Here is a 24,844-nt window from a genome sequence, read left to right on the forward strand (position 1 = left end):
GGACGCGTCCCGCGGGGATGTGCAGGACGGCGGCGATCGGGGCGGGGGTGTCGAACTTCTGCATCGTGTGCTCCTTGTGCGGTGTTCTTTCGATGTCCCTACGATCGCCGACCGCTCTGATACCGGGCTGTCGCCGTCCTGACGCCGCCGCTGACATCCGGCGGGCCTCTTGCGTTCGTTCAGGGCGAGGCCGGCACCTGGCCCTCGCCAGTGGTGTCAGGGTTGCCCGCACCAGCTTGAGTGGCTTGGTGGCGGCGGCCGGTTCACCTGTGCCGGCACCGCAAGTCGTTCGGTCACCTTGCCTGTTCAGATCGCTGACGATCGACCACTCCGGCAGCTCGGCTTTCCCGGCGGCGCCGCTCGAGATGCCTCCCTGCGCCGGCTCCTGCGCCAAGTCCCCGCACCGGTCGTCGCCGAGATGCTCGGCTACAGCCCTCAAGCCGCCGGAAGTCCTTGAAGCCGTCGCGCCGCCGACGACCACACAAAGGTCCCGGACGCCGAGGACCACGCCCGGCACGACCACCATGCGACGCGCATCCGGCATGACTGCCGTACGACGCGGGTCCGGCGCAGGCGCCGCAGACGGGACGCAGGGGCCAACGCCCCGGAACGGATCGACGACGACCCCGGGAACGCGGCATGAACAGGCCGAGAACGGCCGGTGACGCAGCGTGTGGGAGGGGGTTCATGCGGCGCCCGGAAGGCGCCGATCCGTGAAGGGGCGGCTAGAAAGTGGCGGCGGCCAAGGCGAGCGCGCCGGCGGCCTCGTGGCGAAGCACCATGATCAGGAGCGTGGCGACCAGCGTGGCTATGAGCAGCCAGCTGATCAGGATGATGACCGTCGAGCGGCGTGGCCGCCTCCGGCGGCCCGGTTGCCCCTTGGCCTTCGCCTCGCTGCGACGCACCCGCTCGTTGAACGACTCCAGTCGTGCGACGAGTCGCGGATCGTCGGCGACGAGGTGCTGCTCAATCTGGGCCAGCATCCGCTCCTCGTCCTGCGACCAGGCCATAGGCGCACCTCCCGAACGCAAGCTCTGCGACGTCTTTCTGCCCAACCCTGAAGATCATTAGCCCCCGCCTGACCAGGTAATTGCAACCTCTTTTCAGTTTGCGATCATGCTCGAACTCTTGTTCTAATCATGGCATGCGCTGGGACAACCTGCGCCTGGCCGGGCCCGGTCAGGACGATCCGGCCGTGCCGCTGTTCGCTCGCGGCGCGGTCACCCGCACCTTCGACACGCCCGAGTTCAGGGGGATGACCTTCTATGAGATCCGGGCCAGATCCATCATCAACCGGGTTCCGGGGGCCAGCCGGGTCCCGTTCGAGTACACGATCAACCCCTACCGCGGATGCACGCATCGCTGTATTTACTGTTTTGCCCGAAAAACGCATGAATATCTAGATTTTGATGCCGGGGCGGACTTCGACTCGAAGATCGTCGTCAAGGTCAACGCCGCCGAGCTGGCCCGCAAGGAGCTGGCCTCGCCGCGCTGGGGCGGCCACCACGTGGCCATGGGCACCAACGTCGACTGCTACCAGCGCGCGGAGGGCCGCTACAAGCTGATGCGCGGCATCCTGGCCGCGTTGCGCGACGCGCGCAACCCGTTCTCGATCCTCACCAAGGGCACGCTGATCCTGCGGGACCTCGACCTGCTGACGGAGGCCGCGGACGTCGCGGACGTGAGCACCAGCGTGTCGGTCGGCTTCGTCGACCCGGAGGCGTGGCGCGCGGTGGAGCCGGGCACCCCCAACCCGCGCAGGCGCCTCGAGGTGTGCGCGACGCTCAACGACAACGGGGTCGCGTGCGGTGTCCTGATGGCCCCGATCCTCCCGTTCCTCACCGACTCCCCCACCCAGCTGGAGACCACCGTCAAGGAGATCGCCGCCTCCGGCGCCACCCACATCGCCCCCATCGTGCTCCACCTGCGGCCGGGGGCGCGGGAGTGGTGGCTGGGGTGGCTGTCGCGCGAGCATCCGCGCCTGGTGCCGCGCTATCTGGAGCTGTACGGGCGCGGCGCGTACGCGCCCAAGGCGTACCACGAGCGGGTGACGGGCCTGGTCAAGGAGCTGGCCGAACGCCACGGCGTGGGCCGCGCCACCGCGGCCATGGCCCGCCGTATCCCACCCCGGCCCGCGCTGGTCACGCACGAGCCGGAGCAGCTACGCCTGCTCTGAACTCCTCACGACACCATCACGGCCCTCGCCGCGCCGATCCCGTACGCGATCATGGGCCGGGGTAGGAAGCGACGTCGGCGGACTCGACGGCGTCTGCCGGTTCGGTCGGTGCGTAATTCGTGGCTCGCGAGCTTCCTGCTCATCAAGGTCTCGCCGGACGGGGCACCAGACCTTGATCGGCGCACAACGGCATCGCGGCCCAGGGTTTCCCCAGGCCGCCAGCGGTTTGCCACTGCCCGTTTACATGATCGTCACCGGCCCGGCCGACGCTGCTTGGTGCAGCTCAAGGAGGCGCTGATGCGTTGGCTCAAGTCGCTCGTCGTGGCGATGCTCGTCCTGTCCACTGGCGCGGTCCCGGCGTCGGCGTCGGTGTCCGCCGCCCCGGACGGCGCGCTGACACTCGCTTCGTCGACCGTGCGCCGTGGCGAGCCGATCAAGGCGTCCTACACCACGCCCCGCCCCGATCCGACCAACTGGCTCGGCCTCTACACCGACCCGGGCGACGGCCCGGTGGACGAGAAGTTCGTCGGTCCGTCGGTGCGCTGGACGTACATCGCCGGGGAAAGCGGTGCGGCCACCCTGCCGACCGACGGGCTGGAGCCGGGCAACTACATCGTCTTCGCCCTGGCGCAGGACGGCTACCAGTGGCTTGCCGCGCCGGTGAAGGTCCGGATCACGAGCGACGCGCCGCTGCACTTCATCACCGACGCCTTCAAGTTGCGCAACGCCCGCGCCCTCACCCCGTACCAGGCGAGGGTGGGAGGTCTGGTACGGGGGGACACCGACGGGCTCACCTTCCGCAAGGTCAGCGGGCCGCGGTGGATCAGCGTGTCGGCCGACGGCGAGGTCACCGGGACGCCGCGCCTGCGCGACTCGCTGCGTCCGGAGCCACTGCGGGTCGAGGCCCGCACCGCGCGTGCCGAGACCAGCACGGCGACGGTCGGCATCGACGTCCGGCGGCCGGGCCAGGACCTGGTGCCCGAGCTCAAGGCGATGAGCTTCAACCTGTGGCACAGCGGCAGCCAGGTCGACGACGGCCGGGAGAAGGAGCTGCGGTTCCTGCTCCAGTCCGATGTGGACGTCGTGGGTCTCCAGGAGACCTCGGCCGTCTCCACCCGCGAGCTGGCCGAAGCGCTGGGCTGGGACTATCACCAGTCGGGCACCGACATCGGCGTGATCAGCCGTTACCCGATCACCGAACGCAAGCCGCCGGTGGACAGCGGCCCGCTGTCGGTGGCGACGAAGGTCCGGGTGCGGATCGGTGAGCGCCAGGACGTCGTGGTGTGGAACGTCCACCTCGGCTACAACCCGTACGGCCCGTACGACACGTGCTTCGGCAAGCTGACGCAGGAACAGCTGCTGGCCAACGAGGAGCGTTCCGGGCGCACGCCCCAGGTCCAGGCCGTCTTGAGCGAGATGGCACCGGACCTGGCCGCGGCGCGGCGTACGCCGGTGCTGCTGACGGGCGACTTCAACGCCCCGTCCCATCTGGACTGGACCAAGGACACGCGCCGGTGCGGTTACACCACGGTCCCGTGGCCGACCTCGGTGCTGCCCGCGCAGGCGGGGCTGCGGGACTCCTACCGGGTGGCGCACCCGAACCCGGTGACCGCGCCGGGCATCACCTGGTCGCCGATCTATCCGGTGTTCACCGGCGGTTACGGGTACGACCCGCACAAGGGAGAGCCCGAGCCGCAGGACCGGATCGACTTCGTCTACTACGCGGGCCCGCTCCGAGTGACCGGCTCCAGCGCCCTGGTCGAGGGCACGCCGACGGCCGTCCCCAACCACCGCGGCAACGCCTGGTCCTCGGACCACGCCGCCGTACTCACCACGTTCCGCACGTCCCGGCTCTGACCGCCCAAGCGGGGAGAAGTGACCTGTACGGAGTCAGCGGTCCGTACCGGTCGCGTTGTAGCCGTAACGCTCGACCACCGACCCCGACACCACGGGCTGCCCGGCCGGCATGACAGGCTCGGGCAGATCGGGCACCACCTCACGCAACCAGCTCAGGAGATCCACGCCGTCGGGCTGCGTCAACAACTCGGCAGGGCGCTTCGGATGATGGATCGCCAAGCGGCCGGGTTCGGCATCGAGTTCGGCGTCCACGCAGGTCATGCCTGGAACGGCCCACAACAGGTCGACCGAGCTCCCGATCGGCCGGCGCGTCGCCGCGTTCATCCGCCGCGACGCGCAGGACTTCGGCGGCCTCCCCGATATGACCGGCTCTGATCAGGGCGTGGGCTCTGCTGACCGCATCCGGTGGCGTTGCCACGGCTTCCTCCTGACAAGTCGCGGGATTGATCAAATGTAGTTCGTGCAGCCTCTCGCGTAGTTGTCTGAGACGGGATGGAAGATGCCGGCCAGGACACGCGGATCCCCAGCGCCTGGGAATCGTCCTGGGCGGCGACCGGGGTAGATTCGGCAGTGTGCTGAAGCGCATCAACTACGACGACCGCCAGCACCTGGTGTACGTGCGCGGTCGAGCGTTGCCCCCCGACGTCGTCGCCGCCTGGATGGCGGAATTCGCCCGGCACTCGCCTCCCCGGCGACCGCTGACGGTCCTGGACCTGGGCAGCGGCACCGGCCGGTTCTCCCCGGCCCTGGCCGGCACCTTCGGCGGCCCGGTGTACGGAGTCGAGCCCTCCGCCCGGATGCGTCAGGCAGCCGCGAACACCGCCGCTCACCCGTCGGTCAGCTATCTCCAGGGCTCCGCCGAGCAGATCCCGCTGCCGGACGACCACTGCGACCTGATCCTCCTCTACCTGGTGATCCACCACATCCAGGACCTGCCCGCGGCGGCCCCGGAGATCGCCCGCGTGCTGGCCCCAGGTGGTCGGCTGCTCATCCGCAACGCCTTCGCCGACCGGATGCCCGACCCGCTGTGGCACCGCTGGTTCCCACGGGCCCGGGCCATCGAGGAAGAGCTCTTCCCCACGGTTGCCGAAGTGGTGGACGCCTTCGCCACGGTCGACTTGCGCCCTGTCGCCCTCACCTCGATCCGGCACCGATTGGCAGCCAGTCACGCCGACTACGCCGCACGACTGCGGCTGCGCGCCAGCTCGGTCTTCGACCACATGACTGAGCAGGAAATCGCCGAAGGATTCGCCACCATGGACGCGGACCTCGCCGCGCATCCCGGCACCGGCCCGGTCGAGGAAGACTGCGATCTACTCACCCTGGCGGTCCCCCCGGAGACGTGAGGCTCGGCGACCTCGGGCTGACGCGGCCGCGCGAGCTCGTCGGCGAGCCGCTCACCGGGCACGAGCCGCGCCGGCGGCTCTGTCCCGTGATCCGGAGGGGCCGCGGCATGTGAGGAGTCAGGACGTGGGGATCGTGCCGTTGATGTAGTGGGTCTTCACGGTCTGTGCGATCGACTGCTGCCAGGCGGCCAGGTCGGTCTTGAGCTGCGCCGGCGTGCGGGTACCCGTACGCAGGTCGGCGATGAAGGCGTCGTACTGGTCGAAGGCCCAGTTCTCGATCCCGAAGGCGTACTTCTGGATGCCGCCCTCGCCGTAGTATCCACCGGCCAGGGCCGCCGTGTTGATGGAGTGGTCGGCGTTGCGACCGCAGCTGTAGCCGCACGAGTCGTCGTCGGTGTAGTCGTAGACGAGGTGGCGCTTGGCGTTGGTGGCCAGGTACATGTCGGCGAGTTCGGCCGGGGTGGTGCCCGCGTACGGGAAGAGCGGGACGAACACGCTGACTGTGGGCTCGCCGAGGGCCACCCACATCGTGGTGAGCTTGCCCTCGTACGGGTCACCGATCTTCGAGCCGGTGATCACCGTACCGAAGGTGGAGACGAAGCGGTTGACGTGGTAGCCAGTGGACTTGTCGGCGGCGGGCAGGTCACCGATGTTCTTGGCCAGGGACTCGATCGACCACTGCGTGCCGAGGCCGCCCGAGCGGACCTCCTTCTGGATGAAGTAGCGGTAGTCCTTCTTGTGCGCGTCGTCCATGCGAATGCCCGTGCGGGTGTGGCGCATGACGGCGCTGGTGGAGTCCTCCCAGTCGTGCACGCCGTCCGGCGTGTCGCCGTTGTTGACGACGGTGTCGTTCTCCACGGTCGTGGTCTGGTCGTCCACGAAGTACGGGAACCCGCTGGGCTTGGTCCACTGGACCTTGCTGAAGTTGTTGCGCCAGTCGTAGCCCGAGTACGCGCCGTCGGCCGGGTTGGCGGCGTCCTTGTCGTCGGTGTGCGGGGCCGCGTAGTTGCCGTCGGCGTCCTGGACGTACTCGGAGGTGATGTTGTCGCGGGTGAAGCTGTCGCCGTCGATCTCGAAGACGGCGGCGTTGCCCCACCGGTCGAAGACGCTGATGATCGTGGAGGTGTTGCGGCTGGTGCTGCCGTTGAAGCCGCCGCCGCCGTTGGTGTCGCGCAGCAGCTGCTCCACCTGGTCGACGTGTTCGGCGCGCGAGAGCACCAGGTGGTTGAGGTAGCCGCCGGTCATGCCCTTGGTCAGGTCCTGGGAGACGGGGAAGCCGCGGTCGGAGGCGAAGGCGGAGGTGAGGGTGTGGCCGGCGACCTGCACCAGGCCGAGGCCGCGGTCGTTGGCGCCCGCCCACGGGATGGCCGCGCCGGTGATGGGGTCCACGCCGGAGGAGCCGAGCGCGCTGACCCCGGTGTAGCCGTAGCGGGAGGTGTAACGGTCACCGCTGCCGAAGCTGCTGCCGTCGGCCGGCTGGTGGTAGGGGACGACCTTCCATCCGTCGGGCGTGGACCAGTGGTCGCGGTTCTTCCAGACGACCGGGCGGCCGTCCACGGTGGACATGCCGGTCGCGATGGCGGAGCTGGAGGCGTGCGCGGGCGGGGTGCAGGCCAGGACGGTGACCAGCGCCGCGGCGGTGGCCATCAGGGGTTTCTTCATGCGCGTGCGGCCCTTTCGAGGAGGTCGGTGAACAGCACACAGGACTGGGGGCTGGTGTGGATGAGCTCTTCGGGGTGCCATTGGACGGCCAGGATGCCGTGCCCGGTGTGCTCCAGGCCCTCGATGAGGCCGTCGCCGCTGAACGCGGTGGCGTCCAGGCCGTGGCCGAGGAGCTTGACGCCCTGCTTGTGGATGCTGTTGACGCCGAACTCGTCCGCGCCGAACAACTCGCCGAGCCGTCCGCCCTTGGCGGTGACCGTGTGGGCGAGGTGGGTGCGTGACGCGTCGGGGCGGTGGTCGTCGGCGTACGGGGTTCGCGTGAGGTCCTGGTGCAGTTCGCCGCCAAAGTAGACGTTGACGAGCTGCAGCCCGCGGCAGATCGCCAGCACCGGCAGGCCGCGGTCGAGCGCCTGGTCGAGCATGGCCCACTCCAGCCGGTCACGTTCCAGGTCGAGCTTGACGGTCACGCCGTCCTCGACGGGCGACTCGTAGCGGGCGGGCTCGACCGAGGCGCCGCCGGCCAGGATCAGCGCGGTGGCCTCGGCGGGCAGGTCGAGCGTGTCATGCGCAGGGGTGATCATGCGCGGCAGGCCTCCGCTGTGCTCGACGGCCAGCTCGTAGGGCGCGGCGGGCGTATGGTCTCCTGCGGTGATGATGATCAAGTAGGTCAGCTCCGTGGGTCATTTGAGGCCGGTGGTGGCGATGCCCTGCACCAGCCGGCGTTGGAAGAACACGAACAGGAGGAACAGCGGCAGCAGCGAGACCACGGACATCGCGGTCATCGGCCCGAGGTCGGAACCCGCGGTGGCGTCGAGGAACATGCGCAGGCCGACGGGCAGGGTGAACTTCTCCGCGCTGTTGAGGTAGATCAGCTGCGGCAGGTAGTCGTTCCAGGTCCAGATGAAGGTGAAGATCGCCGTGGTGGCCAGCGCGGGTTTGATCAGCGGCAGGGTGATGTGCCAGTACCTGCGGAAGGGCCCGCAGCCGTCCACGGCCGCCGCCTCGTCCAGCTCGCGTGGCAGTCCGCGCAGGAACTGCACGTTGAGGAAGACGAAGAAGGCGTCCATGGCCAGGAAGTACGGCACGATCAGCGGCAGCGGGCTGTCCACCCAGCCGAGCGCGTGGAAGATGGAGTACTGCGGGATCAGCAGCACGTCCTTGGGCAGCAGCAGCATGCCGATGGTGAGCGCGAAGCACACGGTCCTGCCGCGGAAGCTGAGCCGCGCGAAAGCGTAGGCGGCCAGCGAGCACGAGATCACGTTCCCGGCGACGGCCAGGAGGGCGATGACCGTCGAGTTTCGCAGATAGGTGCCGAACGATTCCACGCCACCGCCCGCCCACCCCTGCACGAAGTTGTCGAACGTGGGGTCGGTGGGCAGGAGGGAGGCGTTCTGCGCGATCTCGGCCGTGGACTTGAACGCCGTCATGACCATCCAGACCAGCGGATAGAGCATGACCACGAGGGTCGCGACGATCGCGACATGGGCGAGGCGGTTGTTCATGTGGTGTCGTCCCCGTAGTGGACCCAGCGGCGCGAGCTGCGGAACAGCAGGGCCGCGACGACCGCCAGCGCGATCAGCATGAGCCAGGCCATGGCCGAGGCGTAGCCCATGCGGTGGTGGTCGAAGCCCTGCTGGTAGAGATTGAGGGCGTAGAAGAGCGTGGAGTCGGCCGGGCCGCCGTTGCCGTCGCCGACGAGCTGGGCCGGGGCGAAGGTCTGGAACGCTCCGATGATGCCCAGCAGCAGATTGAAGAAGACGATCGGGCTGAGCATCGGCACGGTGACGCTGACGAACTTGCGCAGCCGGCCCGCGCCGTCGAGCGCGGCGGCCTCGTACAGTTCGCCGGGGATCTGCTTGAGCCCGGCCAGGAAGATGACCATCGGAGCGCCGAAGCGCCACACCTCCAGCGCGACGATCGTCCAGATCACCGTCGAGGGGTCGTTGATCCAGGAACGCTCGTCCACCCCGAACCAGCCGAGCACGCCGTTGACCGGGCCACCGTAGTCGAACATGGCCCGCCACGTGATGGACACCGCCACGCTGGCGGCCAGCAGAGAGGGCAGGTAGAACAGCGAGCGGTAGAGCCCCTTGCCCCGGCGCTCCTTGACCAGCAGCAGTGCGGCGGCCAGCGCCGCGGCGAGTTGCAGGGGGACCGCGACCAGCACATACCCGCCGGTGATGAGGATCGAGTGCAGGAACCGGTCGTCCTCGGTGAACAGCTCCAGGTAGTTGCCAAACCCGACCCACTCCGGCGTGGACAGCAGGTCGTAGTCGGTGAACGACAGGTACAGCGACCAGCCGAGCGGCGCCACGACGAGCAGGATCAGTCCGGCGGCCCACGGGACGAGGAACGCGTAGGCCGCCGCGTCGCGCTTGATCAACTGGCTCGTCCCAGCACCTTGCCGGCGTCCTCGAAGAACGCGGCGGCGGCCTGCTCGACGCTCGCCTTGCCGAACCAGACGTCCTGGGTGTGCCGGGTGAGCAGGTCGGAGCGGACCTCCTTGCCGCCCGCCGGGTCGGGGGCGGGGGCCTGACCGCTGTTGCCGGGCTTGCGCAGGTGTTCGACGTACTCGGCGATCTGCTTGTCCTGCGGACCGAGTGCGGGCAGCAAGGATGCGGCAATGGCGGAGTTCGGCGGCACGCCACGCGACAGGCCCAGGGCCTTGCCCGCCTCCGGGTCGTTGAGCAGGAAGTCCAGCAGTTGCACGGCCTCGCGCGGATGTTCGGTCTTGGCGTTGACCGCCCAGCTCACCGAACGCATCAGGTGGACGCCGGGCCGTCCGGCCTCGCCGGGGAGCGGGCCGTACGCCCAGTCCTCGCTCGGGAGGCTGACGCTGGTGCCGTACACGCTCATGGCGACCTTCTTGGCGGCCACCGGGTCCTGGGACACGTCGCCGCCGGCGGAGCCGGTGGTGACGTCGGCGGGCGGGACCACGCCCTTGGCACGCAGATCGGCCCAGAGCGTCCACCACTCGGCCAGGTCCTCCTTGGTGAAGCCGAGCGCGTTGCCCTTTGCCGAGAACCAGTCCTTGCCCTTCTGGCGCAGGAACACCTGCAGGTGGTTGTGCTGGGCGCTGCTGTCGGCCAGCGCCCAGGTGCCCTTCGGCAGCGCGGTGGCCAGCTTGGTGGCCTGGGCCGCGAAGTCCTGCCAGCTCGTCTCGGCCGAGGGGGCGGCCATTCCCGCGCCTTTCAGCAGCGCCGGCTGGTAGACCAGGGCCATCGGGCTGGTGCCCGCAGGCACGTCCATCAGTTTGCCGTCGATCGTGCCCTGGGCGAGGAACTCCGCCCCCAGCTCGTCGGTGCGCAGAACGTCCTTGTACGCGCCGAGATCGAGCAACAGCCCCTTGGCCGCGTACGTGCGCACCTGGTCGTCCTGGAAGACGTCAGGCGCCGCACCGGAGGCGAACTCGGTGTTGAGCTTGTCGTAGTAGCCGGGGAAGGCTGACGGGCGGACCTTCACCTCGATGTTCGAGTGCTTCTTCCTGAACAGGTCGATCGCGGCGTTGGTCGCCTTGGTGCGGGCGGGGTTGCCCCACCAGGCGATGGTCAGGGTGATCTTGTCGGGATCGCCGACCTGTCCGCCCGAGGAGCAGCCGGTGAGCAGGAGAGCCGCGGAGGCGAGCAGCGCCAGGCGGGAACGCAGCATGTGGGGGCCTTTCAAGAGCTGCGGTGGTGATCTTAGGTGAGGGTGGCGCGCTGGAGCCGGAGCAGGAGCTCCCAGTCGGTGCGCAGCGTGTCGAGGACATGGTTGAGTGAGCGTTCGCTCGGGGCGTGCCGCAGCTCGACGAGCTCGGCCCGCGGAGCGACGCGCCGCACCATGGCGGCGGCGGTGCTGGTGTGCAGGACGGTACGGGCCTGCGGCAGGGCGCGCAGCAGCGCGTCCTCGTCATCGTCGGCGACGAAGTCCATGGGCGGCATGCCGGGGTGCCGCTCCTGGATCAGGGCCTCGTAGCTGGGACGGGTGGCGGGCCTGGCGACCAGGACCAGCCGGTCTTTCGGGCCGAAGCGGCGGATCCGGTCGAACACCTCGGTGTCCAGCTCGGAGGTGAGGGGCAGCACCCGTACGGGCTCGTCGGCCAACCGCTCCTCGACCTCCCTGACGTGGAAGACCAGGCTGATCACGTGGGTGACGTCTTTGGCGCCCACCCGGCGGAAGTCCTCGATGTCCAGGGCCTCGATGGCTCCGAGACCGTCGGGCAGCCGGGCCGCCAGGGTGGCCGCGTACCGCTCGGCCGAGGCGTGGACTCCGACGAACGACACCCGCAGCCCCAGATTGAGCATGGCCAGGCGCTGGCGTACCACCTGGCCCGCGACGGCAGGGGGGACCGCGTCGGCGAGGAGCGCGATCAGGGTGCCGTCGACCTTGGCGACCTGCCGCAGGTCCCAGGGTCCGCCGCCGGGGGCGGCGGACCTGTCGGGCTGGGTCACGCGGGTGCCGACGCCCTGGCGGGTCTCGGCGAACCCGGCCTGCGCCAGCCCGTCGTACGCCTGGCGCACGGTGTCGACGGCCACACCGAGCCGCTGCGCCAGGACGCGCACGGCCGGGAGGTTCGTCCCCGGCTGCAGTTCGCCCGTGGCGATGATGTATTCGAGCTGAGTCCGCAGCTGAACCCAGATCGGGATGCCCGAATCGGGATCGATGCGGAGCCGTCTTCCGAGCTCAACGTCGGTCATGGAGTGTTATACAACAGTAGAACAGTTCACCTGTCAACGATCGCCTGATGAGACGGCGTCGGCAGCACCGCCGGCACGTCGCCGAGTTCCCCCGCATGCCAATGGGTCGCGAGCACCGGCAACGACACCCGGTCCAACCCCAGCTTCAATCCGCTGGGCCACGCCGAGCGCTATGTTCCGCAGCTCGGCGAGTCCTGCGGCGTGCCGAGCGGTCAGTCGTCGAGTTCGGCCGCCTGCATGGCGGTCAGCCGGTGCACGGTACCCGTCGGCCGGGAGCGCCCGGCCGCGCGCGTCTGTTTCGATCGACGACGGGCTGGTAACTAGCGGCCTACTCGCACCTCGCGCAGTTGCAGCCGGTTGCCGTCGGGATCCTGGAAGACCGCGAGACAGCCCCACGGGTACTCGAGCACCTCGGTATCGAACTGCACGCCGCGCGACTTCAGCGTCTGGTATGCCTTCTGGAAGTTTCCGGTGTCGATGGTGTACGCCCCCGGGGTGTGGCTCTTGAGCGGCTGGGCCTGCCCGGGTGTCCCCGGCCACAGAACCAGCTGGAACTTTTGCCCGGGGAGACCGACCGTCAGGAACCGTGGTCCGTCGGGCGTCGGGTTGTCGAACCGCTGCTCGAAGCCAAGCACGTTGGTGTAGAAGTCGAGCGCCTTGTCCTGGTCGCTGACGAACACGGTCGCGTACGCGATTTCTTTCAGCATCGTTGTCCCTCCTGGGCTCGTGGTCGTTACCGGTATGACCGATGGCGACGAACGAATGTGACCACCGGCCTCCGGGTCATCAGTCGAGCGGCGTCAGGTCGAGGCGGCGGAGGCGCTCGGGATCGGCGAGAATGTCCATCGTGGCGATCCTGCCGCCCCTGACGGTGAATCCGGTGACCGACTGGGGCTCACCGTTCCGCCTGGTGACCACCCCGACCGCGCCGTTGATCAGCGCCAGCTCAATGGCCAGGCCGTGCCGCGAGAAGGTCACCGCCTGGCGAGCGATCGCCTCTGCTCCGCGGACCTCGCCCGACCCAGGGGTGGGGCCGAGGTGGGCTCTGAGCACCGCGTCCGGGTGCAGCACGCAGACCAGTCGGTCGAAGTCCCCCTCACGCGCGGCCACCAGGAATGCCTCTACGACCTCGCGTTGGGCCCGGGGATCGCAGTCGGGGACCGTCTCCTCAACGCGCACGCGGCGGCGCGCGCGGCTGGCGAGCTGGCGTGCCGCCTCCGGGGAACGGTCGACGATCGGCGCGATCTGGTCGAAGGGCACCGCGAACATGTCGTGCAGCACGAAGGCAAGCCGCTCGGCCGGGCTCAGCATCTCCAGCACGACCAGCAGGGCCAGGCCCACCGAGTCGGCCAGCAGCGCCTCATGCTCGGGGTCGGTGCCATCGACGCGGTGGACGATCGGCTCCGGCACGTGCACGGCGTCCAGAGACTCCTCGCGTCGCGTTCGGCGTGCGTGCAGCATATTCAGCGAGACGCGCGCCACCGCCGTCGTCAGCCATCCGCCGAGGTTCCCGATCTCGCCCGCGTCCGAGCGGCTCAGCCGGATCCACGCCTCCTGGACGGCATCGTCGGCCTCACTCACCGATCCGAGCATCCGATACGCCACAGCTTTGAGCTGGGCGCGATGCGCCTCAAATCGCTCCGCCAACCACTGATTGTCGTCCATCCGCCACACCCGTTCGTCCGTTCGTGTTACAGCACTGACCGACTGAACATCGCAAATGTGACCTCGCGACAGGCAAGAAGATCGCAGTCCCCACGGGCGCGACTGGGGCCAGCTCAACGGAGAGGACCCGACGAGTGAACACGTCCCCTTGATCAACCTCAGCCATGGCCCGGACCTCCAGCTGCCCTGTCCGACCACCACCATCGGGGAGTCGGTCGTCAAAGCGAGAGGTCGGCAATTTGACCTTGCGTGTGCTGATCCGCGGCCACGACCCCAGGAGGCACCTCGGCCGCCCGCAGCGGCGTGGCCGACCTGAAGACCGGCGAGCCCGTCCCGTGGAATGCGTACTATCGGATCGGCAGCACCACCAAGACGTTCGTGGCGGCGATCGCGCTGCAGCTCGTGGGTGAGGGCAAGCTGCGGCTGGACGACACCGTCGAGCGATGGCTGCCGATCATTCGCTCGTCAGCACGCCGGACGACGTCAACCGGTTCTTCAGCGCGCTGCTCGGGGGCAGGTTGCTGCGCCCGACCGAGCTGGCGGAGATGACGAAGACCGTGCCGGCCGCTCCGTTCCGGGCCTTCTGGCGCGATGCCGCGTACGGTCTGGGGATCATGAAGCGGCGGCTGCCGTGCGGCGGGTGGGTCTGGTTCCACGGCGGGGGCGGGTGGAACGCCATCAGCGACAACGCCGTCACCGCCGACGGCCGCCGCGTCGCCTCCGTGGCGTACTCCAGCGCACTCCGCCCTGATCAGGACCCGCTTCCCCAGATCAAGGCCTCGGCCTCCCTGATCGACCACGCTCTCTGCTAGGCGTGCCGATCATGCGTACGACGCCGCACACGCGCTCGCAGCCATTCCGGTGAACAACGGCGAATGCGTCCGCAAAGCCTTTTGCCCCAAGAACTCAACTCAGGGACTGCCAGAAGCGGCACTGATGCTCCCGGCACAGGTTCACCGGGCGGATGCCGGACGCGCCGGGGGCGAGTCGCTGGACGTCGTCCTGCCCGGCGCGTACGGCGGGCCAGGGCGGTGTCGCGGTTCCGTTGGGATCGCCGTGGTGGGCGAAACGGCTCCAGTAGTCGATCATCGTGCCGGACAACCGTGACTGAGCCGGTGACAACGTCCGGCCGGCGAAGTAATCGGCCTCGAAAAGGTACTGCAGCTCGGAGGCGTGGAAGGCGCCGGTGGGGAAGCTCGGCACGACCGGAGTGCTGCTCACCCAGGGGGCCCATCGGTCCGCGAACTCGTAGGCGTATGTCGGTACACGGGCGGCGAGCAGGCGGTTGGTCTCGGTTGCCGGACTCGCCCAGAGGTAATCGGTCATGACGGACTGCATGGCGAGGCCCGCACGGCTCGTACCAGGTTCGCCGTACTTGTCCAGCGGATAGCGGGCCAGCACCTTGGCGGCCCGTTCGCCGAAGAAGGCGTTGATCTGCTGGACGTACCCCGCGTCAGTGAGCGGTGGCGCGCCCGCCATCTCCTGGTTGAAGGTGACATGCTCGTCGCGGGTGACGCCGTGCATCACCGGCACCCGGTTGAACCGTCCTTCGGCGAGGGCCTCGGCCGGTTCCAGCGGTAACAGCGGTCCGCCGATCACTGGTGCGAACTCGTTCTGGCTTTGAGCCAGCAACTCCGCCGAGGTCCTGGCCCGCAGGCACGCTGCCACGGCACCGGCGCGGGCGTCGGTGCAGCCGAGCCGCTCGGCCGTGGCCTCACCATGCTGGTACGCCTGCGCGAGCGGCCGTGGCAGCCAGCTCCACCCGGCCGGCCAGCGCGTCATCAGGCACGGCGCGCTCTGGATGATCGCCCGGTGGAACAGCCCGGCCGACTTCGGCGAGATCAGGTGTGCGCAGGCGCTCGCACCTCCGGCCGACTCGCCGGCCACGGTCACGTTGCGGGGGTCGCCGCCGAACGCGGCGGCGTTCCGCCTGACCCACCGGAGCGCCGCCTGCTGGTCCTCGATGCCGAAGTTGCCCGACAGGTTCTCGGCGTTCGCTCCCTCCAGGGCAGGATGGGCCAGGTAGCCGAAGATGCCGAGCCGGTAGTTCACGGTGACGACCATGAGGTCACCCCTGGTGGCCAGCCGGCTCGCGCCGTACATGGCGCCAGAGCCGTTCCGGAAGCCGCCACCGTGCAGCCACACGAGCACGGGAAGCGGCTCGCCGCGCTTCACCCCGCGCGGTGTGGTCACGTTCACATACAGGCAGTCCTCATTCGTGCTCTGCTGCTCGCCCAGCACACCGGCGGTCTGCGCGCACGCGGGGCCCGGCTTCGTGGCCGCACGCTCCCCCGCCCACGGTACGACCGGCTGCGGCGAGACCCACCGCAGGCCGCCGACCGGAGGCGCGGCGAACGGGATGCCCTGGAACGATCGCTGATCCTCGGCGACGACACCACGCACCTGGCCACTGTCGATCGTGACCACGGCGCCCTGCCCCGCTTCATCCGTGTTCGCCGCCCACGCGGCAGCGGGGCCGCATAACAGACCGAGCCCGGCCACAACCGCCAGAGTGCCCCGGCCGGCTCGCGCGAGCATCCCGCGCCCTCGACTCCTGGACGTCCACGGCCTTGCGCGTAGATGATCCACCGCTCCTCCTGCCACATGCAAAAGAAAGAAAGCCCGTGGTTCACTTTTGCGCCGACCACCTGGTGACACACTCCCGGCAGCACCCCAGGCCGTGTTCCGGTCAGCCCTACTACGGGGGTTCGCGCTGCCGGCCGGCCATGGAAGGCCTTTGCTCGGCCGGCGACGGTCACGCCCCTCGCACGCGACACCCATGTGACGTAACCCCTCACTCTTCGGGCTCTCTCGCTGCGAACAGCGGCCCATGCACGCAAGCGGGTCGTTGCTCGCTCCCGAACCCCGCGATGCGGGTGAACGCGATGTAGGAAGCTTCCCGGCCGCGACGATCTACAAGCACTTCGGGCCCAAGGAGAGCCTGTTCGAGCAGATCGTGCTCGATCGCCTCGTCGGCATCGACCAGATCTTCCAGAACGCCATGGGCGAGCTGGCAACCACGGATGACGTCGAGACCACCCTGCGGGCGGTCGCGCGCCGGTTCATCCACACCCTCACACAACCGTCCCACCTGCGCGTGCGCCGCCTCGTCATCGCCGAGGCCAGCCGCTTCCCGAAACTCGGCCACGCCTACTTCGAGGCGGGCCCCGAGCGCGTGCACGCCGCCCTGGCCTCGTGCTTCGAGCAACTGACAGGCCGCGGACTGCTGAAGATCGGTGAACCCGTGCTCGCCGCCAATCACTTCACCTGGCTCGTCTCGTCGATCCCGGTCAACAAGGTCATGTTCTGCGGCGACGACATCCGCTTCCCGCCGTCCGAGCTCGATCACTACGCCGACGCCGCCGCCCACGTTTTCCTCGCCGCCTACCGCACACCCGGGTAGAACCTCCACGAGTGGGCGCGGGTGTGGTCGTGGATCACGCCGCTTCCCCGATACGAGGGCGAGCGTGCCGTTGTGGCGCTGGCACCAATTGGCGCGCCGCCACATCTGGGCGGCAAAACCTGGTTCGCATCGAAGATCATCGCGCCCGTCGGATCGTCGTGCCGGATAAGCATGGGCGTCGAGCTGCCCCATCCCGCTGCCGCCGAATCTGCTGGGCATTTTGATCGCAGGCCACGATTTGCCACCGCATCCGGACCGGTCCAGTTCTTTTATGGCATCGCAGAAGCGGGCCGGCAAATTGCCACCATGGCTAGCGGGTTCCATCAGTCGAGCCACTACAAGTAATAAGTTGCTCCCTATTTCCTATTATTTAGGGACGACTTTATCGTGATGCAGGGTCGAACATTCATTTGCCAGTTAGCCATCTTCGCCCGTGGAACCGTAGGACATTCTCCGGACATTTGAAGGACACGCCGCGGTCACCCGGCACTGGCCCACCACCCACTCCGCCCCGTTGGCCGTCTCCAAATGGATCATCACCCGGAGAAGACCCGCCACCCTCGACTACGCCGCCGACGCCACATGTCGATCACTGCAACGGGGCAGATCTCCCAGCAAGGCCTCGCCCCGTCACCCTCCATTGAGGCAGATCAGCGTGGCTCCCGTCGGGCACGTACGCAGATCTGCCGATTCGGGTGCGTCCTGTCGCGAGTGTGGCGAGACACCGGGCGCGCCAGGGGATCATTGCAGGCGGGGCCATGAAATGTGTTTCCGACGCGGCGACCCTCCTCTAGATTGACGGCGTGGATATTGGGATCACTACCTTCGCCGGCGCGTATGGCATGGAGCCGCCCGCGATCGGTCGCGCGATTGAAGAACGCGGTTTCGAGTCACTGTTCTTTCCGGAACACACCCACATCCCCGTGCACAGTCGGCGGCCCGACGGGAGCTCCCCCCGGCCCTATGTCGAAACCTACGACCCGTTCGTGGCGCTGTCCGCGGTCGCCGCAGTCACCCGCACTCTCAAGCTCGGCACGGGGGTGTGCCTGGTGACGCAACGGGACCCGATCGTGACGGCCAAGCAGGTCGCCTGCCTTGACCGGCTGTCCGGCGGCCGGCTTCTCTTCGGCGTCGGCGCCGGCTGGAACCGCATGGAGCTGGCCAACCACGGCACCGACCCCCGCACCCGGATGGCGCTGCTCGCCGAACGAGTGCAGGCGATGCGCCGGATCTGGACCGATGAAGAGGCCGAGTTCCATGGAAAGTACGTCAACTTCGATTCGATCTGGTCCTGGCCCAAGCCGCTCCAGCGGCCGCATCCGCCGGTCTTGGTCGGCGGTAACGGGCCGGGCGCCGAGGATCGGGTTCTGGCGTTCGGCGACGGCTGGTTCCCGCAATGCGAAGGGCTCGCGGACGCTGTCGAACTGAGCGAGCGTGCCGTGACACTACGCCGGCGTGCCGCCGACACCGGCCGGGGACGGATCCCGATCACGGTGTTCAACACCCCGCCGGACCGGCGACTACTCGACACACTCGCCGACGCCGGCATGGACCGGTGCCTGCTCTTACTGCCGGCCGGGACAGAGTCACAGATGCTCGCCCAACTCGATGCGTGGGCACCGCTCGCGTCCATGTGGCGACAGGTCACGTGAGCGCGACGGAGTGGAGCTGATGAGATCTCCGAACCGGCCGAAATCGCCTCCACAGCGCCAACCCCTGAACCGCACCACAACCTGCGTACGCAGCCGAAGGCCGTCCGGATGCGCCGCAGGCGACGCGCAGTCCTCCTGTGACCCATCACCGCGCATGATCGGTTGGCCTCCCGGTTCCAGGCGAAGGCTGGAATCTGAGCGGCGCCGAAGTCGTCGTGGCCGAGCACGCGGAGCAACCTCCACCTCGTGCAGGTCCTCCTGTTCACGAACCGAGCACAGGCATCCGCGCAGCGCATCCGCCATCTGGTTGCGGGCGAGCAGGTCGCCGATGTCGTTGGTGATGTGCGCCGGAGTCTCGGTGAGCTGGTCAAGGAGGTAGAGCAGGCCTGGGCTGACGTGGTCGTGGGCCGGCAGACCGGCCGGCGGAGATGCCGGCCGATCCTGCCTTCTTGGAACGTCCTGACTCGCCGAGACGAATGGCGGGTGTGCGCCATACAGCACAACGGCGGAGAGAATCCCAGCCGCAGCGATACAAACAACGCTGAACGGGCCTTAAGCGAGCCGACTCATGATCCGCGGGCCTCGATCGGCACTGGGCTTGCCGGAAAGTTCGCCCCTTTGCCGCTCCAGGGACACGTCCGCGTGGAGAGATCGTTCCGAGAGTGGCGTGGGTTACTGTTTCCGCATGGTTCTGGGGCGGACCGCCGAGCGGGCCCGGATCGACGACCTGCTCGCGAGCGCCCGTGCGGGCCGCCGCGGAGCGCTGTTGATCACGGGTGAGGCCGGGATCGGCAAGACCGTGCTGCTCGACTATGCCGCCGCCGCGGCGGCCGATCTGCGGGTGCTGCGTGGCGCCGGCATCGAGTCGGAGGCCGAACTGCCCTTTGCGGGGTTGCGCCTGCTGCTGTGTCCGTACCTCGACCGGCTCGGCACGCTGCCCGGCCCGCAGGCGGCGGCGCTGCGGACGGCGTTCGGGCTGGACGAGGCGACGGTCGGCGACCGGTTCCTGATCGGCGCGGCGACCCTGTCGCTGCTGTCGGAGCTGAGCGGCGATCGCCCTCTGGTGTGCCTGATCGATGACACCCAGTGGTTCGACCGGGCGTCCTTGGACGCGCTGCTGTTCGCCGCCCGGCGGCTGCACGCCGACCCCATCGCGATGATCTTCGCGGCCAGGAGCGGGGACGGGGACGCTCCGCCACGCCAGGCGGGGCCCTGCGTCCGCCCCGCCCCTCTCGCCGGCGACTCGGCGTCGGTGTCGTTCGCCACGCCCGTGCCGGGCCTGGACGTGCTCCGGCTCTCCGCCCTGGACCAGGAGAGCGCCACGTCGCTGCTCGACGCGCACGCGCGCGGCCTGGCCGGGCCTTTGCGCGAACGCGTGCTCGCCGAGTCGCGCGGCAACCCGCTCGCCGTGATCGAGCTGGCCACCATGCTCAACGCCCTGCAGGACAACGACCGTTCCGCGCCGCTGCTGCCCGCCGCGGGCCCCGTCCAGGATGCCTTCCAGGCGCAGATCGCCGGCCTGCCTGCGGCGGTGCGGCTGCTGTTGCTGATCGCCGCGGCCGACGACACTGGCAGCCTGCAGATGATCCTGCGGGTCGGCACGCTGCTCGGCGTCTCCGCGGCCGACCTGGAGCCTGCTGAACGGGCCCGGCTGCTCGTGTTGTCCGACGGGCTGTCGCCGGGCGGCAGCGTGACCTTCCGGCATCCGCTGATCAGGGCCGCCGCCTACCAGGTCGCCCCGCACGCCGGGCGGGTCCAGGTCCACGAGGCGTTCGCACGGGCGCTCGGCGGCGAGTACGACGCCGACCGCCGCGTCTGGCACCTGGCCGCCGCCACCCCGGGCCCGGATGAGGAGGTCGCCGCCGAGTTGGAGCGGGCCGCCCGCCGGGCCGGCCGACGGGGCGGGGTGACCGCGATGATGAGCGCGTTCGAACGCGCCGCCCAGCTCAGCACCGACGAGACGCGCCGGGCGTGGCGGCTGATCGCCGCCGCCCGCGCCGCCTACGAAGCGGGCCTCCCCGATCGCGCCGTCGAACTGGCTGACCAGGCCGCGGGGATGCCCGACCGGGCCACTGGCTCGGTCGATCGGGCCCTGGGGCTGACCAACCGCAATGCTGGGTCGGCCGTCCGGGCTCCGCAACCCGCCGACCGGCCCGCGCGCCCGTATCGTGACCCGTCGGTGACGGCCGAGGCGGCGTGGATCCGTGCTCAGGTCGAGTACGAGCGCGGCTCGCCCGCCGTCGCCGCCGCCCTGGCGCTGGACGGTGCCACCTCCATCGCCGCCACCGACCCCGAGCGGGCCGTGTCGATCCTCACCGAAGCCGTCTGGTACGCCCGCGACGCCGGCGACCACGACCTGGTACGCCAGTGCGCCGCCCTCCTGGAAACCGTCGAAACCGGGGCACCGGTCGTGGCGGGACTCATCGGGTTCCGGCACCTGTACGACGGCCGGCCCGACGTGGGCGTGCCGCCCATGCGCGAGCTGGCCGGGGCCGCCAGGCAGGGCAAGGCCGACGGGTTCGTGGAGCGGCTCATCGCCGGGTTCGCCGGGATGCTGGTGGCCGAGGACGAGATCGCCACGGAGGTGCTGGAGTCGCTGGTCGCCGATGTGCGGGAGCAGGGCGCGGTGGGCCGCCTGACGTACGCGCTCGAACCCCTGGCGATCGTCCAGCTGCTGCGCGGCCGGTTCATGGACGCCGACGCCGGCGTGACCGAGGCCGTCTCCCTGGCCACCGACCTCGGCCATGACCTGCAGGTCGTCGTGCTGAACGCGATCGCCGCATGGCTGGCCGCGGTCGGCGGCGACGAGATCTCGTGCCGCTCGCTGGCCGCCGGCGTACTGGAGCACCGCACCAGGCACCCCACCGACGCCGCGCTGGCCTCGTGGGCGCTCGGCCTGCTCCACCTGGCCGGCGGCCGGTTCGACGAGGCCGCGGCTCGGCTGGACGAGGTGTGCGGCGGCCCGGCCCGGCACGACTTCCTCATCAGGGCCGTACCCGATCATGTCGAGGCGGCCGTACGTGCCGGGCTCCCCGAGCAGGCCGCCCGCCATCTGCCCGCCCTGTCCGACTGGGCCGAGCAGACCGGCCGGCCGCACGCGATCGCGCTGGCCCGCCGCTGCGCGGCGCTGCTGGCCGACGAGGACGCCTCCGCCGGGCACTTCACGGCCGCGCTGGAACTGCACGAGCGCGACCCCCGCCGGTACGACGAGGCCAGGACCCGGCTGGCGTACGGGGGATGGCTGCACCGGCATCGCCGCCACACCGAGGCGAAGGACCAGCTGGCCGACGCGCTTGGCGCCTTCGAGCGGCTCGGCGCCCGGACGTGGGCGAGCCGGGCCCGCGCGGAGTTGTCCGCCCTGGGCGAGCGGCCTTCGGCCCACCCCCGGGCCCTCGACCCGCTCGCCCGGCTCACGCCTCAGGAGCTTCAGGTGGTACGGCTCGCGGCGGCGGGCATGAGCGATCGGGAGATCGCGGCCCGGCTGTTCCTCAGCCCCCGCACGGTCGGTCACCATCTGTACAAGGCGTACCCGAAGCTGGGGGTGACCCGCCGCGGGGACCTAGCCCAGCTCGTGGTGCCGCATGGGTAGGTAAGCCGGCCTGCCGATGATGCGGCGCCGCTGCTCGGCGCCACGGTTCGCCCACGAGGACATGAGCTCAGATGTGGGTGGATCCCAACTGCAGCACCCGTTAGCGCTGGTCGGGCTTGCCCGGTCCGGGACGGCGGGCGTGGGCATGGCGGTGGGCTCTGGTGTCCACGTTGCCGGTCAAGGTGTTGAGGATGCCGGGTAGTGCCGCCACCGTCTCGGCGGGCAGGCCGGTCACGGTCTCCTCCGCCAGTGCGCACCACAGCTGCTTGACCTGGCCGACCAGAGCTTGGCCGCTGTCGGTGAGTTCGACGATGCTGGCGCGCCTGTCGGAGGGGGCGGGCCTGCGGCGGATGTGGCCGGAGGCTTCGAGCTTGCGGGTCATGAGTGTGACGCTGGGCGGTTCGCAGCCGAGCGCCTCGCTGAGCTCGGCCTGGATCCTCGGGCCGGTCCGGTCGAGCTCGAGCAGGAGCGCCTCCTGACCCGGGTGCAGGCCGAGCGGGGCGAGCAGCGCCGCGGCCCTGGCCCGGTGGCGCAGGCTCAGCAGGCGGATGGCCTGGTTGAGGGCGTCGGCTTGCTCGAAGTCCATGGGCGCTCCTTGACAGATTAGTTATGCAGATAATAGTTATCTGCATAATTAATCTTAACACGACAGCGAGGAGCCGGGCATGACCGTGAAGGTCGCCGTCATCTACTACAGCGCGACAGGCAGCGTGTACGCGCTCGCGCAGGCCGTCGCCGAGGGCGCCGCCTCGGCCGGGGCCGAGGTACGGCTGCGGCGGGTGGCCGAGTTGGCGCCCGACAGCGCGATCGACCAGGACCCGCGGTGGCGACGGCACGCCGACGCCGCCGCTTCGATCGCCCAGGCCTCGGTGGAGGATCTGGCGTGGGCGGATGCGTTCGCGTTCGGGACGCCGACGCGGTTCGGGGCGCCGGCCGCGCAGCTCAAGCAATTCATCGACCAGGCCGGCGGGCTGTGGCGCGAAGGCGTGCTGGCGGACAAGCCGGTGACGGCCTTCACCTCGGCGTTCAACCGGCACGGCGGCAGCGAGGCCACGATCTTGTCGCTGAGCAACGTCTTCTACCACTGGGGGGCGCTGATCGTGCCGCCTGGGTTCACCGATCCGGTCGTGTACGGCGCCGGCGGCAACCCGTACGGCACGTCATCGGTGACCGGCCCGAACGGAGCCGGGCCGGACACCGCAGTGCTGGAAGCGGCCAGGTACCAGGGGCGGCGGTTGGCCCGGATCACGATCCGGCTGCTGGGGGACGGCCACGCCGCCGCACGCGAAAGCGTGGCCGCGACGACCTCGAGCAGCGAGTCATGACAAATACCAGTAACGCGTCCCAGCGGGCCAGGCCGTACGCCGGCCTCCCCTGGCTGGTCCTGGCGCTGGCCTGTGCCAGCCAGTTCATGGTCATCCTGGACGCGTCCATCGTGAACGTCGCCCTGCCCTCGGTCCGCGAAGAACTCGGTTTCACTGCGACCGGACTGGCGTGGGTGGTGAACGGATATCTGCTCAGCTTCGCCGGTTTCATGCTGCTGGGAGGCCGTGCCGCCGACCTGTTCGGACCGCGCCGGATGCTGGTCGCCGGGCTGTTGTCGTTCTCCGTCGCGAGTCTGGCCGGCGGCCTGGCGACCGCGCCGGAGGTCCTGGTGGCGGCCCGGGTCGCGCAGGGCGTCGGGGCCGCCATGATGGCCCCGGCGACGCTGGCCGTGATCAACACCTCCTTCACCGAGCCGACCGCGCGTGCCAAGGCGTTCGGCGCGTGGTCCGCCTCGGGCGGTGTGGGCGGGATGGTCGGCGCGCTCGCGGGCGGCGCCATCACCACCGGCCTGTCGTGGCGGTGGGTCTTCCTCATCAACCTGCCGATCGGCGCGGTGCTGATCGTCGTGGCGATGATGTCGCTGGCCGGAACGAGAACCGGCCGGCGGGGATCGCTCGACCTCCTCGGCGCGGTCACCGGGACGGCGGGGCTGGCGGCGCTGATCTACGGGGTCATGCAGAGCGCCGATCATGGCTGGACGTCCGCGCCGGTCGCCGGGCCGGTGGTGGCGGGTCTGCTCCTGCTCGGCGTCTTCGTCGTGGTGGAGGCGCGTTTCGCCGGCCAGCCGATGGTGCCGCTGCGGCTGTTCAGGATCCGGGGGGTGGCCGTCGGGAACGGCATGCTGCTGCTGTTCGGTGGGATCGCCATCGCGATGTGGTACTTCTCGTCGCTGTTCCTGCAGAACGTCCTCGGCTTCAGCGCGCTTCAGGCCGGGCTCGGGCAGACTCCCGCGGCGGTGACGTTCATGGTGATCGCGCGATGGGCCGCGGGCCTGCTGCCGCGAACGGGTGTGCGCCCCCTCGTGACGGCCGGCAGCGCCTGTTTCCTGGCCGGTTTCGGCTGGCTCTCCCTGGGCCACGCCGACAGCGCTTACATCACCGGCGTGCTCGGCCCCACCCTGCTCATCGCGGTCGGCATCGGGCTGACCTTCCCCACCCTCATGGCGGTGGCGACCGCCGACGTTCCCGAGGGCGACGCGGGGATCGTCGGCGGCCTGGCCAACACGGCCGGTCAGGCAGGGGGATCGATCGGACTGGCGGTGCTCGCGACGGCCGCCGGCACCAGGGCCGCCGCGTCGGAGGCCGCCGGGAGTTCCCCGGTCGACGCCCTCGCCGCCGGCTACGACCTGGTCTTCCTCATGGCGGCCGGGCTCGGCCTGGCCATCGCGATGGCCAGCCTGCTGCTGCCGCGGCACCGACGCGGGCGATAGAGATCCGCATGCTTGGGCGCCTGGAATGCGCGCGGGCGAATGTGGAGTTAACGTGTAATCCTG

The 24,844-nt window shown here is 69.7% G+C and carries 24 protein-coding genes and 1 pseudogene; 11 read left to right on the plus strand and 14 right to left on the minus strand.

Translation table 11 applies throughout. The features are described 5' to 3' along the window. Together ACWDRB_RS27855 and ACWDRB_RS27860 are read right to left on the minus strand one after the other, a co-directional pair. A partial coding sequence (locus ACWDRB_RS27855) for a hypothetical protein (protein ID WP_449898394.1) occupies positions 1-526 on the minus strand: 526 nt, incomplete at its 3' end. Positions 527-725: 199 nt separating this feature from the next. Beyond that, a complete protein-coding gene (locus tag ACWDRB_RS27860) occupies positions 726-1,010 on the minus strand; it encodes a DUF3040 domain-containing protein (protein WP_350732026.1) in 285 nt (94 codons plus the stop codon). 134 nt (positions 1,011-1,144) lie between these two features. Between ACWDRB_RS27860 and ACWDRB_RS27865 the strand changes: the two genes are divergently transcribed. Then, positions 1,145-2,176 carry an Rv2578c family radical SAM protein gene (locus ACWDRB_RS27865; RefSeq protein ID WP_449898397.1) on the plus strand — a complete coding sequence of 344 codons (1,032 nt, stop codon included), beginning with the start codon at positions 1,145-1,147 and terminating at the stop codon, positions 2,174-2,176. A 297-nt stretch (positions 2,177-2,473) separates the two neighbouring features. Next, a complete protein-coding gene (locus ACWDRB_RS27870; RefSeq protein ID WP_449898399.1) occupies positions 2,474-4,033 on the plus strand; it encodes an endonuclease/exonuclease/phosphatase family protein in 1,560 nt (519 codons plus the stop codon). A 33-nt stretch (positions 4,034-4,066) separates the two neighbouring features. Here the strand turns inward: ACWDRB_RS27870 and ACWDRB_RS27875 are convergent, their stop codons facing one another. Next, the gene (locus tag ACWDRB_RS27875; RefSeq protein ID WP_449898401.1) at positions 4,067-4,357 is read right to left on the minus strand and encodes a hypothetical protein; all 291 of its coding nucleotides are present in this window, start codon (positions 4,355-4,357) and stop codon (positions 4,067-4,069) included. A 248-nt stretch (positions 4,358-4,605) separates the two neighbouring features. Here ACWDRB_RS27875 and ACWDRB_RS27880 point away from each other — a divergent pair, with 248 nt between their 5' ends. Then, positions 4,606-5,379 carry a class I SAM-dependent methyltransferase gene (locus ACWDRB_RS27880; RefSeq protein ID WP_449898403.1) on the plus strand — a complete coding sequence of 258 codons (774 nt, stop codon included), beginning with the start codon at positions 4,606-4,608 and terminating at the stop codon, positions 5,377-5,379. A 117-nt stretch (positions 5,380-5,496) separates the two neighbouring features. Here the strand turns inward: ACWDRB_RS27880 and ACWDRB_RS27885 are convergent, their stop codons facing one another. The 8 genes from ACWDRB_RS27885 to ACWDRB_RS27920 all read right to left on the minus strand — a co-directional run bounded on the left by ACWDRB_RS27885 (position 5,497) and on the right by ACWDRB_RS27920 (position 13,382). Beyond that, a complete protein-coding gene (locus tag ACWDRB_RS27885; protein WP_449898405.1) occupies positions 5,497-7,041 on the minus strand; it encodes a hypothetical protein in 1,545 nt (514 codons plus the stop codon). Continuing rightward, positions 7,038-7,703: a gamma-glutamyl-gamma-aminobutyrate hydrolase family protein gene (locus tag ACWDRB_RS27890; RefSeq protein WP_449898407.1), complete on the minus strand. Its 666-nt coding sequence runs from the start codon at positions 7,701-7,703 to the stop codon at positions 7,038-7,040. Before ACWDRB_RS27890 ends, ACWDRB_RS27885 begins: the two co-directional genes overlap by 4 nt. A gap of 18 nt (positions 7,704-7,721) precedes the next feature. Beyond that, positions 7,722-8,543, minus strand: a complete 822-nt coding sequence (locus tag ACWDRB_RS27895) for a carbohydrate ABC transporter permease (RefSeq protein WP_449898409.1) — start codon at positions 8,541-8,543, stop codon at positions 7,722-7,724. Next, positions 8,540-9,424: a carbohydrate ABC transporter permease gene (locus ACWDRB_RS27900; protein ID WP_397370159.1), complete on the minus strand. Its 885-nt coding sequence runs from the start codon at positions 9,422-9,424 to the stop codon at positions 8,540-8,542. The genes ACWDRB_RS27895 and ACWDRB_RS27900 overlap by 4 nt, the downstream gene beginning before the upstream one ends. Beyond that, positions 9,421-10,689 carry an ABC transporter substrate-binding protein gene (locus tag ACWDRB_RS27905; RefSeq protein ID WP_449898413.1) on the minus strand — a complete coding sequence of 423 codons (1,269 nt, stop codon included), beginning with the start codon at positions 10,687-10,689 and terminating at the stop codon, positions 9,421-9,423. The genes ACWDRB_RS27900 and ACWDRB_RS27905 overlap by 4 nt, the downstream gene beginning before the upstream one ends. Before the next feature lie 32 nt (positions 10,690-10,721). Then, on the minus strand, positions 10,722-11,717 hold the full coding sequence (locus ACWDRB_RS27910) for a GntR family transcriptional regulator (RefSeq protein WP_449898415.1): 996 nt from the start codon (positions 11,715-11,717) through the stop codon (positions 10,722-10,724). Between the two features lie 320 nt (positions 11,718-12,037). After that, on the minus strand, positions 12,038-12,424 hold the full coding sequence (locus ACWDRB_RS27915; protein WP_449898417.1) for a VOC family protein: 387 nt from the start codon (positions 12,422-12,424) through the stop codon (positions 12,038-12,040). A 79-nt stretch (positions 12,425-12,503) separates the two neighbouring features. Next, a complete protein-coding gene (locus tag ACWDRB_RS27920; protein WP_449898419.1) occupies positions 12,504-13,382 on the minus strand; it encodes a sigma-70 family RNA polymerase sigma factor in 879 nt (292 codons plus the stop codon). Between the two features lie 288 nt (positions 13,383-13,670). Between ACWDRB_RS27920 and ACWDRB_RS27925 the strand changes: the two are divergent. Next, positions 13,671-13,931: pseudogene (locus ACWDRB_RS27925) on the plus strand (serine hydrolase); the annotation flags it as partial. Next, positions 13,826-14,194 (plus strand): serine hydrolase, encoded by a 369-nt coding sequence (locus ACWDRB_RS27930; protein WP_449898421.1) that lies wholly within the window; start codon positions 13,826-13,828, stop codon positions 14,192-14,194. The pseudogene ACWDRB_RS27925 and the gene ACWDRB_RS27930, both read left to right, overlap by 106 nt. 94 nt (positions 14,195-14,288) lie before the next feature. Here the strand turns inward: ACWDRB_RS27930 and ACWDRB_RS27935 are convergent, their stop codons facing one another. Beyond that, positions 14,289-15,920, minus strand: coding sequence for a carboxylesterase/lipase family protein (locus ACWDRB_RS27935; RefSeq protein ID WP_449898423.1), 1,632 nt, complete (start codon positions 15,918-15,920; stop codon positions 14,289-14,291). A 292-nt stretch (positions 15,921-16,212) separates the two neighbouring features. Between ACWDRB_RS27935 and ACWDRB_RS27940 the strand changes: the two genes are divergently transcribed. The 3 genes from ACWDRB_RS27940 to ACWDRB_RS27950 all read left to right on the plus strand — a co-directional run bounded on the left by ACWDRB_RS27940 (position 16,213) and on the right by ACWDRB_RS27950 (position 18,437). Further along, positions 16,213-16,785 (plus strand): TetR/AcrR family transcriptional regulator C-terminal domain-containing protein, encoded by a 573-nt coding sequence (locus tag ACWDRB_RS27940; protein ID WP_449898425.1) that lies wholly within the window; start codon positions 16,213-16,215, stop codon positions 16,783-16,785. A 72-nt stretch (positions 16,786-16,857) separates the two neighbouring features. Next, positions 16,858-17,130, plus strand: coding sequence for a hypothetical protein (locus ACWDRB_RS27945; protein WP_449898427.1), 273 nt, complete (start codon positions 16,858-16,860; stop codon positions 17,128-17,130). A gap of 458 nt (positions 17,131-17,588) precedes the next feature. Next, the gene (locus tag ACWDRB_RS27950; protein ID WP_449898429.1) at positions 17,589-18,437 is read left to right on the plus strand and encodes an LLM class F420-dependent oxidoreductase; all 849 of its coding nucleotides are present in this window, start codon (positions 17,589-17,591) and stop codon (positions 18,435-18,437) included. Here the strand turns inward: ACWDRB_RS27950 and ACWDRB_RS27955 are convergent. Beyond that, positions 18,372-18,938 carry an MmyB family transcriptional regulator gene (locus ACWDRB_RS27955; protein ID WP_449898431.1) on the minus strand — a complete coding sequence of 189 codons (567 nt, stop codon included), beginning with the start codon at positions 18,936-18,938 and terminating at the stop codon, positions 18,372-18,374. The two genes, ACWDRB_RS27950 and ACWDRB_RS27955, sit on opposite strands and share 66 nt — an antisense overlap. 184 nt (positions 18,939-19,122) lie before the next feature. Between ACWDRB_RS27955 and ACWDRB_RS27960 the strand changes: the two genes are divergently transcribed. After that, positions 19,123-22,026, plus strand: a complete 2,904-nt coding sequence (locus ACWDRB_RS27960; RefSeq protein ID WP_449898433.1) for a helix-turn-helix transcriptional regulator — start codon at positions 19,123-19,125, stop codon at positions 22,024-22,026. Between the two features lie 100 nt (positions 22,027-22,126). On the opposite strand, the gene ACWDRB_RS27965 is transcribed toward ACWDRB_RS27960, so the two are convergent. Continuing rightward, on the minus strand, positions 22,127-22,612 hold the full coding sequence (locus tag ACWDRB_RS27965; RefSeq protein WP_449898436.1) for a MarR family winged helix-turn-helix transcriptional regulator: 486 nt from the start codon (positions 22,610-22,612) through the stop codon (positions 22,127-22,129). A gap of 79 nt (positions 22,613-22,691) precedes the next feature. Here ACWDRB_RS27965 and wrbA point away from each other — a divergent pair, with 79 nt between their 5' ends. After that, complete coding sequence (gene wrbA, locus ACWDRB_RS27970; RefSeq protein ID WP_449898439.1) at positions 22,692-23,351, plus strand: NAD(P)H:quinone oxidoreductase; 660 nt, start codon at positions 22,692-22,694, stop codon at positions 23,349-23,351. Beyond that, positions 23,348-24,781 (plus strand): MFS transporter, encoded by a 1,434-nt coding sequence (locus ACWDRB_RS27975; protein WP_449898442.1) that lies wholly within the window; start codon positions 23,348-23,350, stop codon positions 24,779-24,781. The genes wrbA and ACWDRB_RS27975 overlap by 4 nt, the downstream gene beginning before the upstream one ends. Positions 24,782-24,844 lie beyond the last annotated feature (63 nt).

The organism is Nonomuraea sp. NPDC003707, from assembly GCF_053587055.1.

What these genes read in the sequence shown, in the direction of transcription:
- ACWDRB_RS27860 (WP_350732026.1), bottom strand. Translation starts at nt 1,010, where the DNA reads ATGGCCTGGTCGCAGGACGAGGAGCGGATGCTGGCCCAGATTGAGCAG.
- ACWDRB_RS27885 (WP_449898405.1), bottom strand. Translation starts at nt 7,041, where the DNA reads ATGAAGAAACCCCTGATGGCCACCGCCGCGGCGCTGGTCACCGTCCTG.
- ACWDRB_RS27960 (WP_449898433.1), top strand. Translation starts at nt 19,123, where the DNA reads ATGGTTCTGGGGCGGACCGCCGAGCGGGCCCGGATCGACGACCTGCTC.
- ACWDRB_RS27905 (WP_449898413.1), bottom strand. Translation starts at nt 10,689, where the DNA reads ATGCTGCGTTCCCGCCTGGCGCTGCTCGCCTCCGCGGCTCTCCTGCTC.
- ACWDRB_RS27920 (WP_449898419.1), bottom strand. Translation starts at nt 13,382, where the DNA reads ATGGACGACAATCAGTGGTTGGCGGAGCGATTTGAGGCGCATCGCGCC.
- ACWDRB_RS27965 (WP_449898436.1), bottom strand. Translation starts at nt 22,612, where the DNA reads ATGGACTTCGAGCAAGCCGACGCCCTCAACCAGGCCATCCGCCTGCTG.
- ACWDRB_RS27935 (WP_449898423.1), bottom strand. Translation starts at nt 15,920, where the DNA reads ATGCTCGCGCGAGCCGGCCGGGGCACTCTGGCGGTTGTGGCCGGGCTC.
- ACWDRB_RS27910 (WP_449898415.1), bottom strand. Translation starts at nt 11,717, where the DNA reads ATGACCGACGTTGAGCTCGGAAGACGGCTCCGCATCGATCCCGATTCG.
- ACWDRB_RS27930 (WP_449898421.1), top strand. Translation starts at nt 13,826, where the DNA reads ATGGCTGCCGATCATTCGCTCGTCAGCACGCCGGACGACGTCAACCGG.
- ACWDRB_RS27940 (WP_449898425.1), top strand. Translation starts at nt 16,213, where the DNA reads ATGCACGCAAGCGGGTCGTTGCTCGCTCCCGAACCCCGCGATGCGGGT.
- ACWDRB_RS27915 (WP_449898417.1), bottom strand. Translation starts at nt 12,424, where the DNA reads ATGCTGAAAGAAATCGCGTACGCGACCGTGTTCGTCAGCGACCAGGAC.
- wrbA (WP_449898439.1), top strand. Translation starts at nt 22,692, where the DNA reads ATGACCGTGAAGGTCGCCGTCATCTACTACAGCGCGACAGGCAGCGTG.
- ACWDRB_RS27865 (WP_449898397.1), top strand. Translation starts at nt 1,145, where the DNA reads ATGCGCTGGGACAACCTGCGCCTGGCCGGGCCCGGTCAGGACGATCCG.
- ACWDRB_RS27875 (WP_449898401.1), bottom strand. Translation starts at nt 4,357, where the DNA reads ATGAACGCGGCGACGCGCCGGCCGATCGGGAGCTCGGTCGACCTGTTG.
- ACWDRB_RS27975 (WP_449898442.1), top strand. Translation starts at nt 23,348, where the DNA reads ATGACAAATACCAGTAACGCGTCCCAGCGGGCCAGGCCGTACGCCGGC.
- ACWDRB_RS27870 (WP_449898399.1), top strand. Translation starts at nt 2,474, where the DNA reads ATGCGTTGGCTCAAGTCGCTCGTCGTGGCGATGCTCGTCCTGTCCACT.
- ACWDRB_RS27895 (WP_449898409.1), bottom strand. Translation starts at nt 8,543, where the DNA reads ATGAACAACCGCCTCGCCCATGTCGCGATCGTCGCGACCCTCGTGGTC.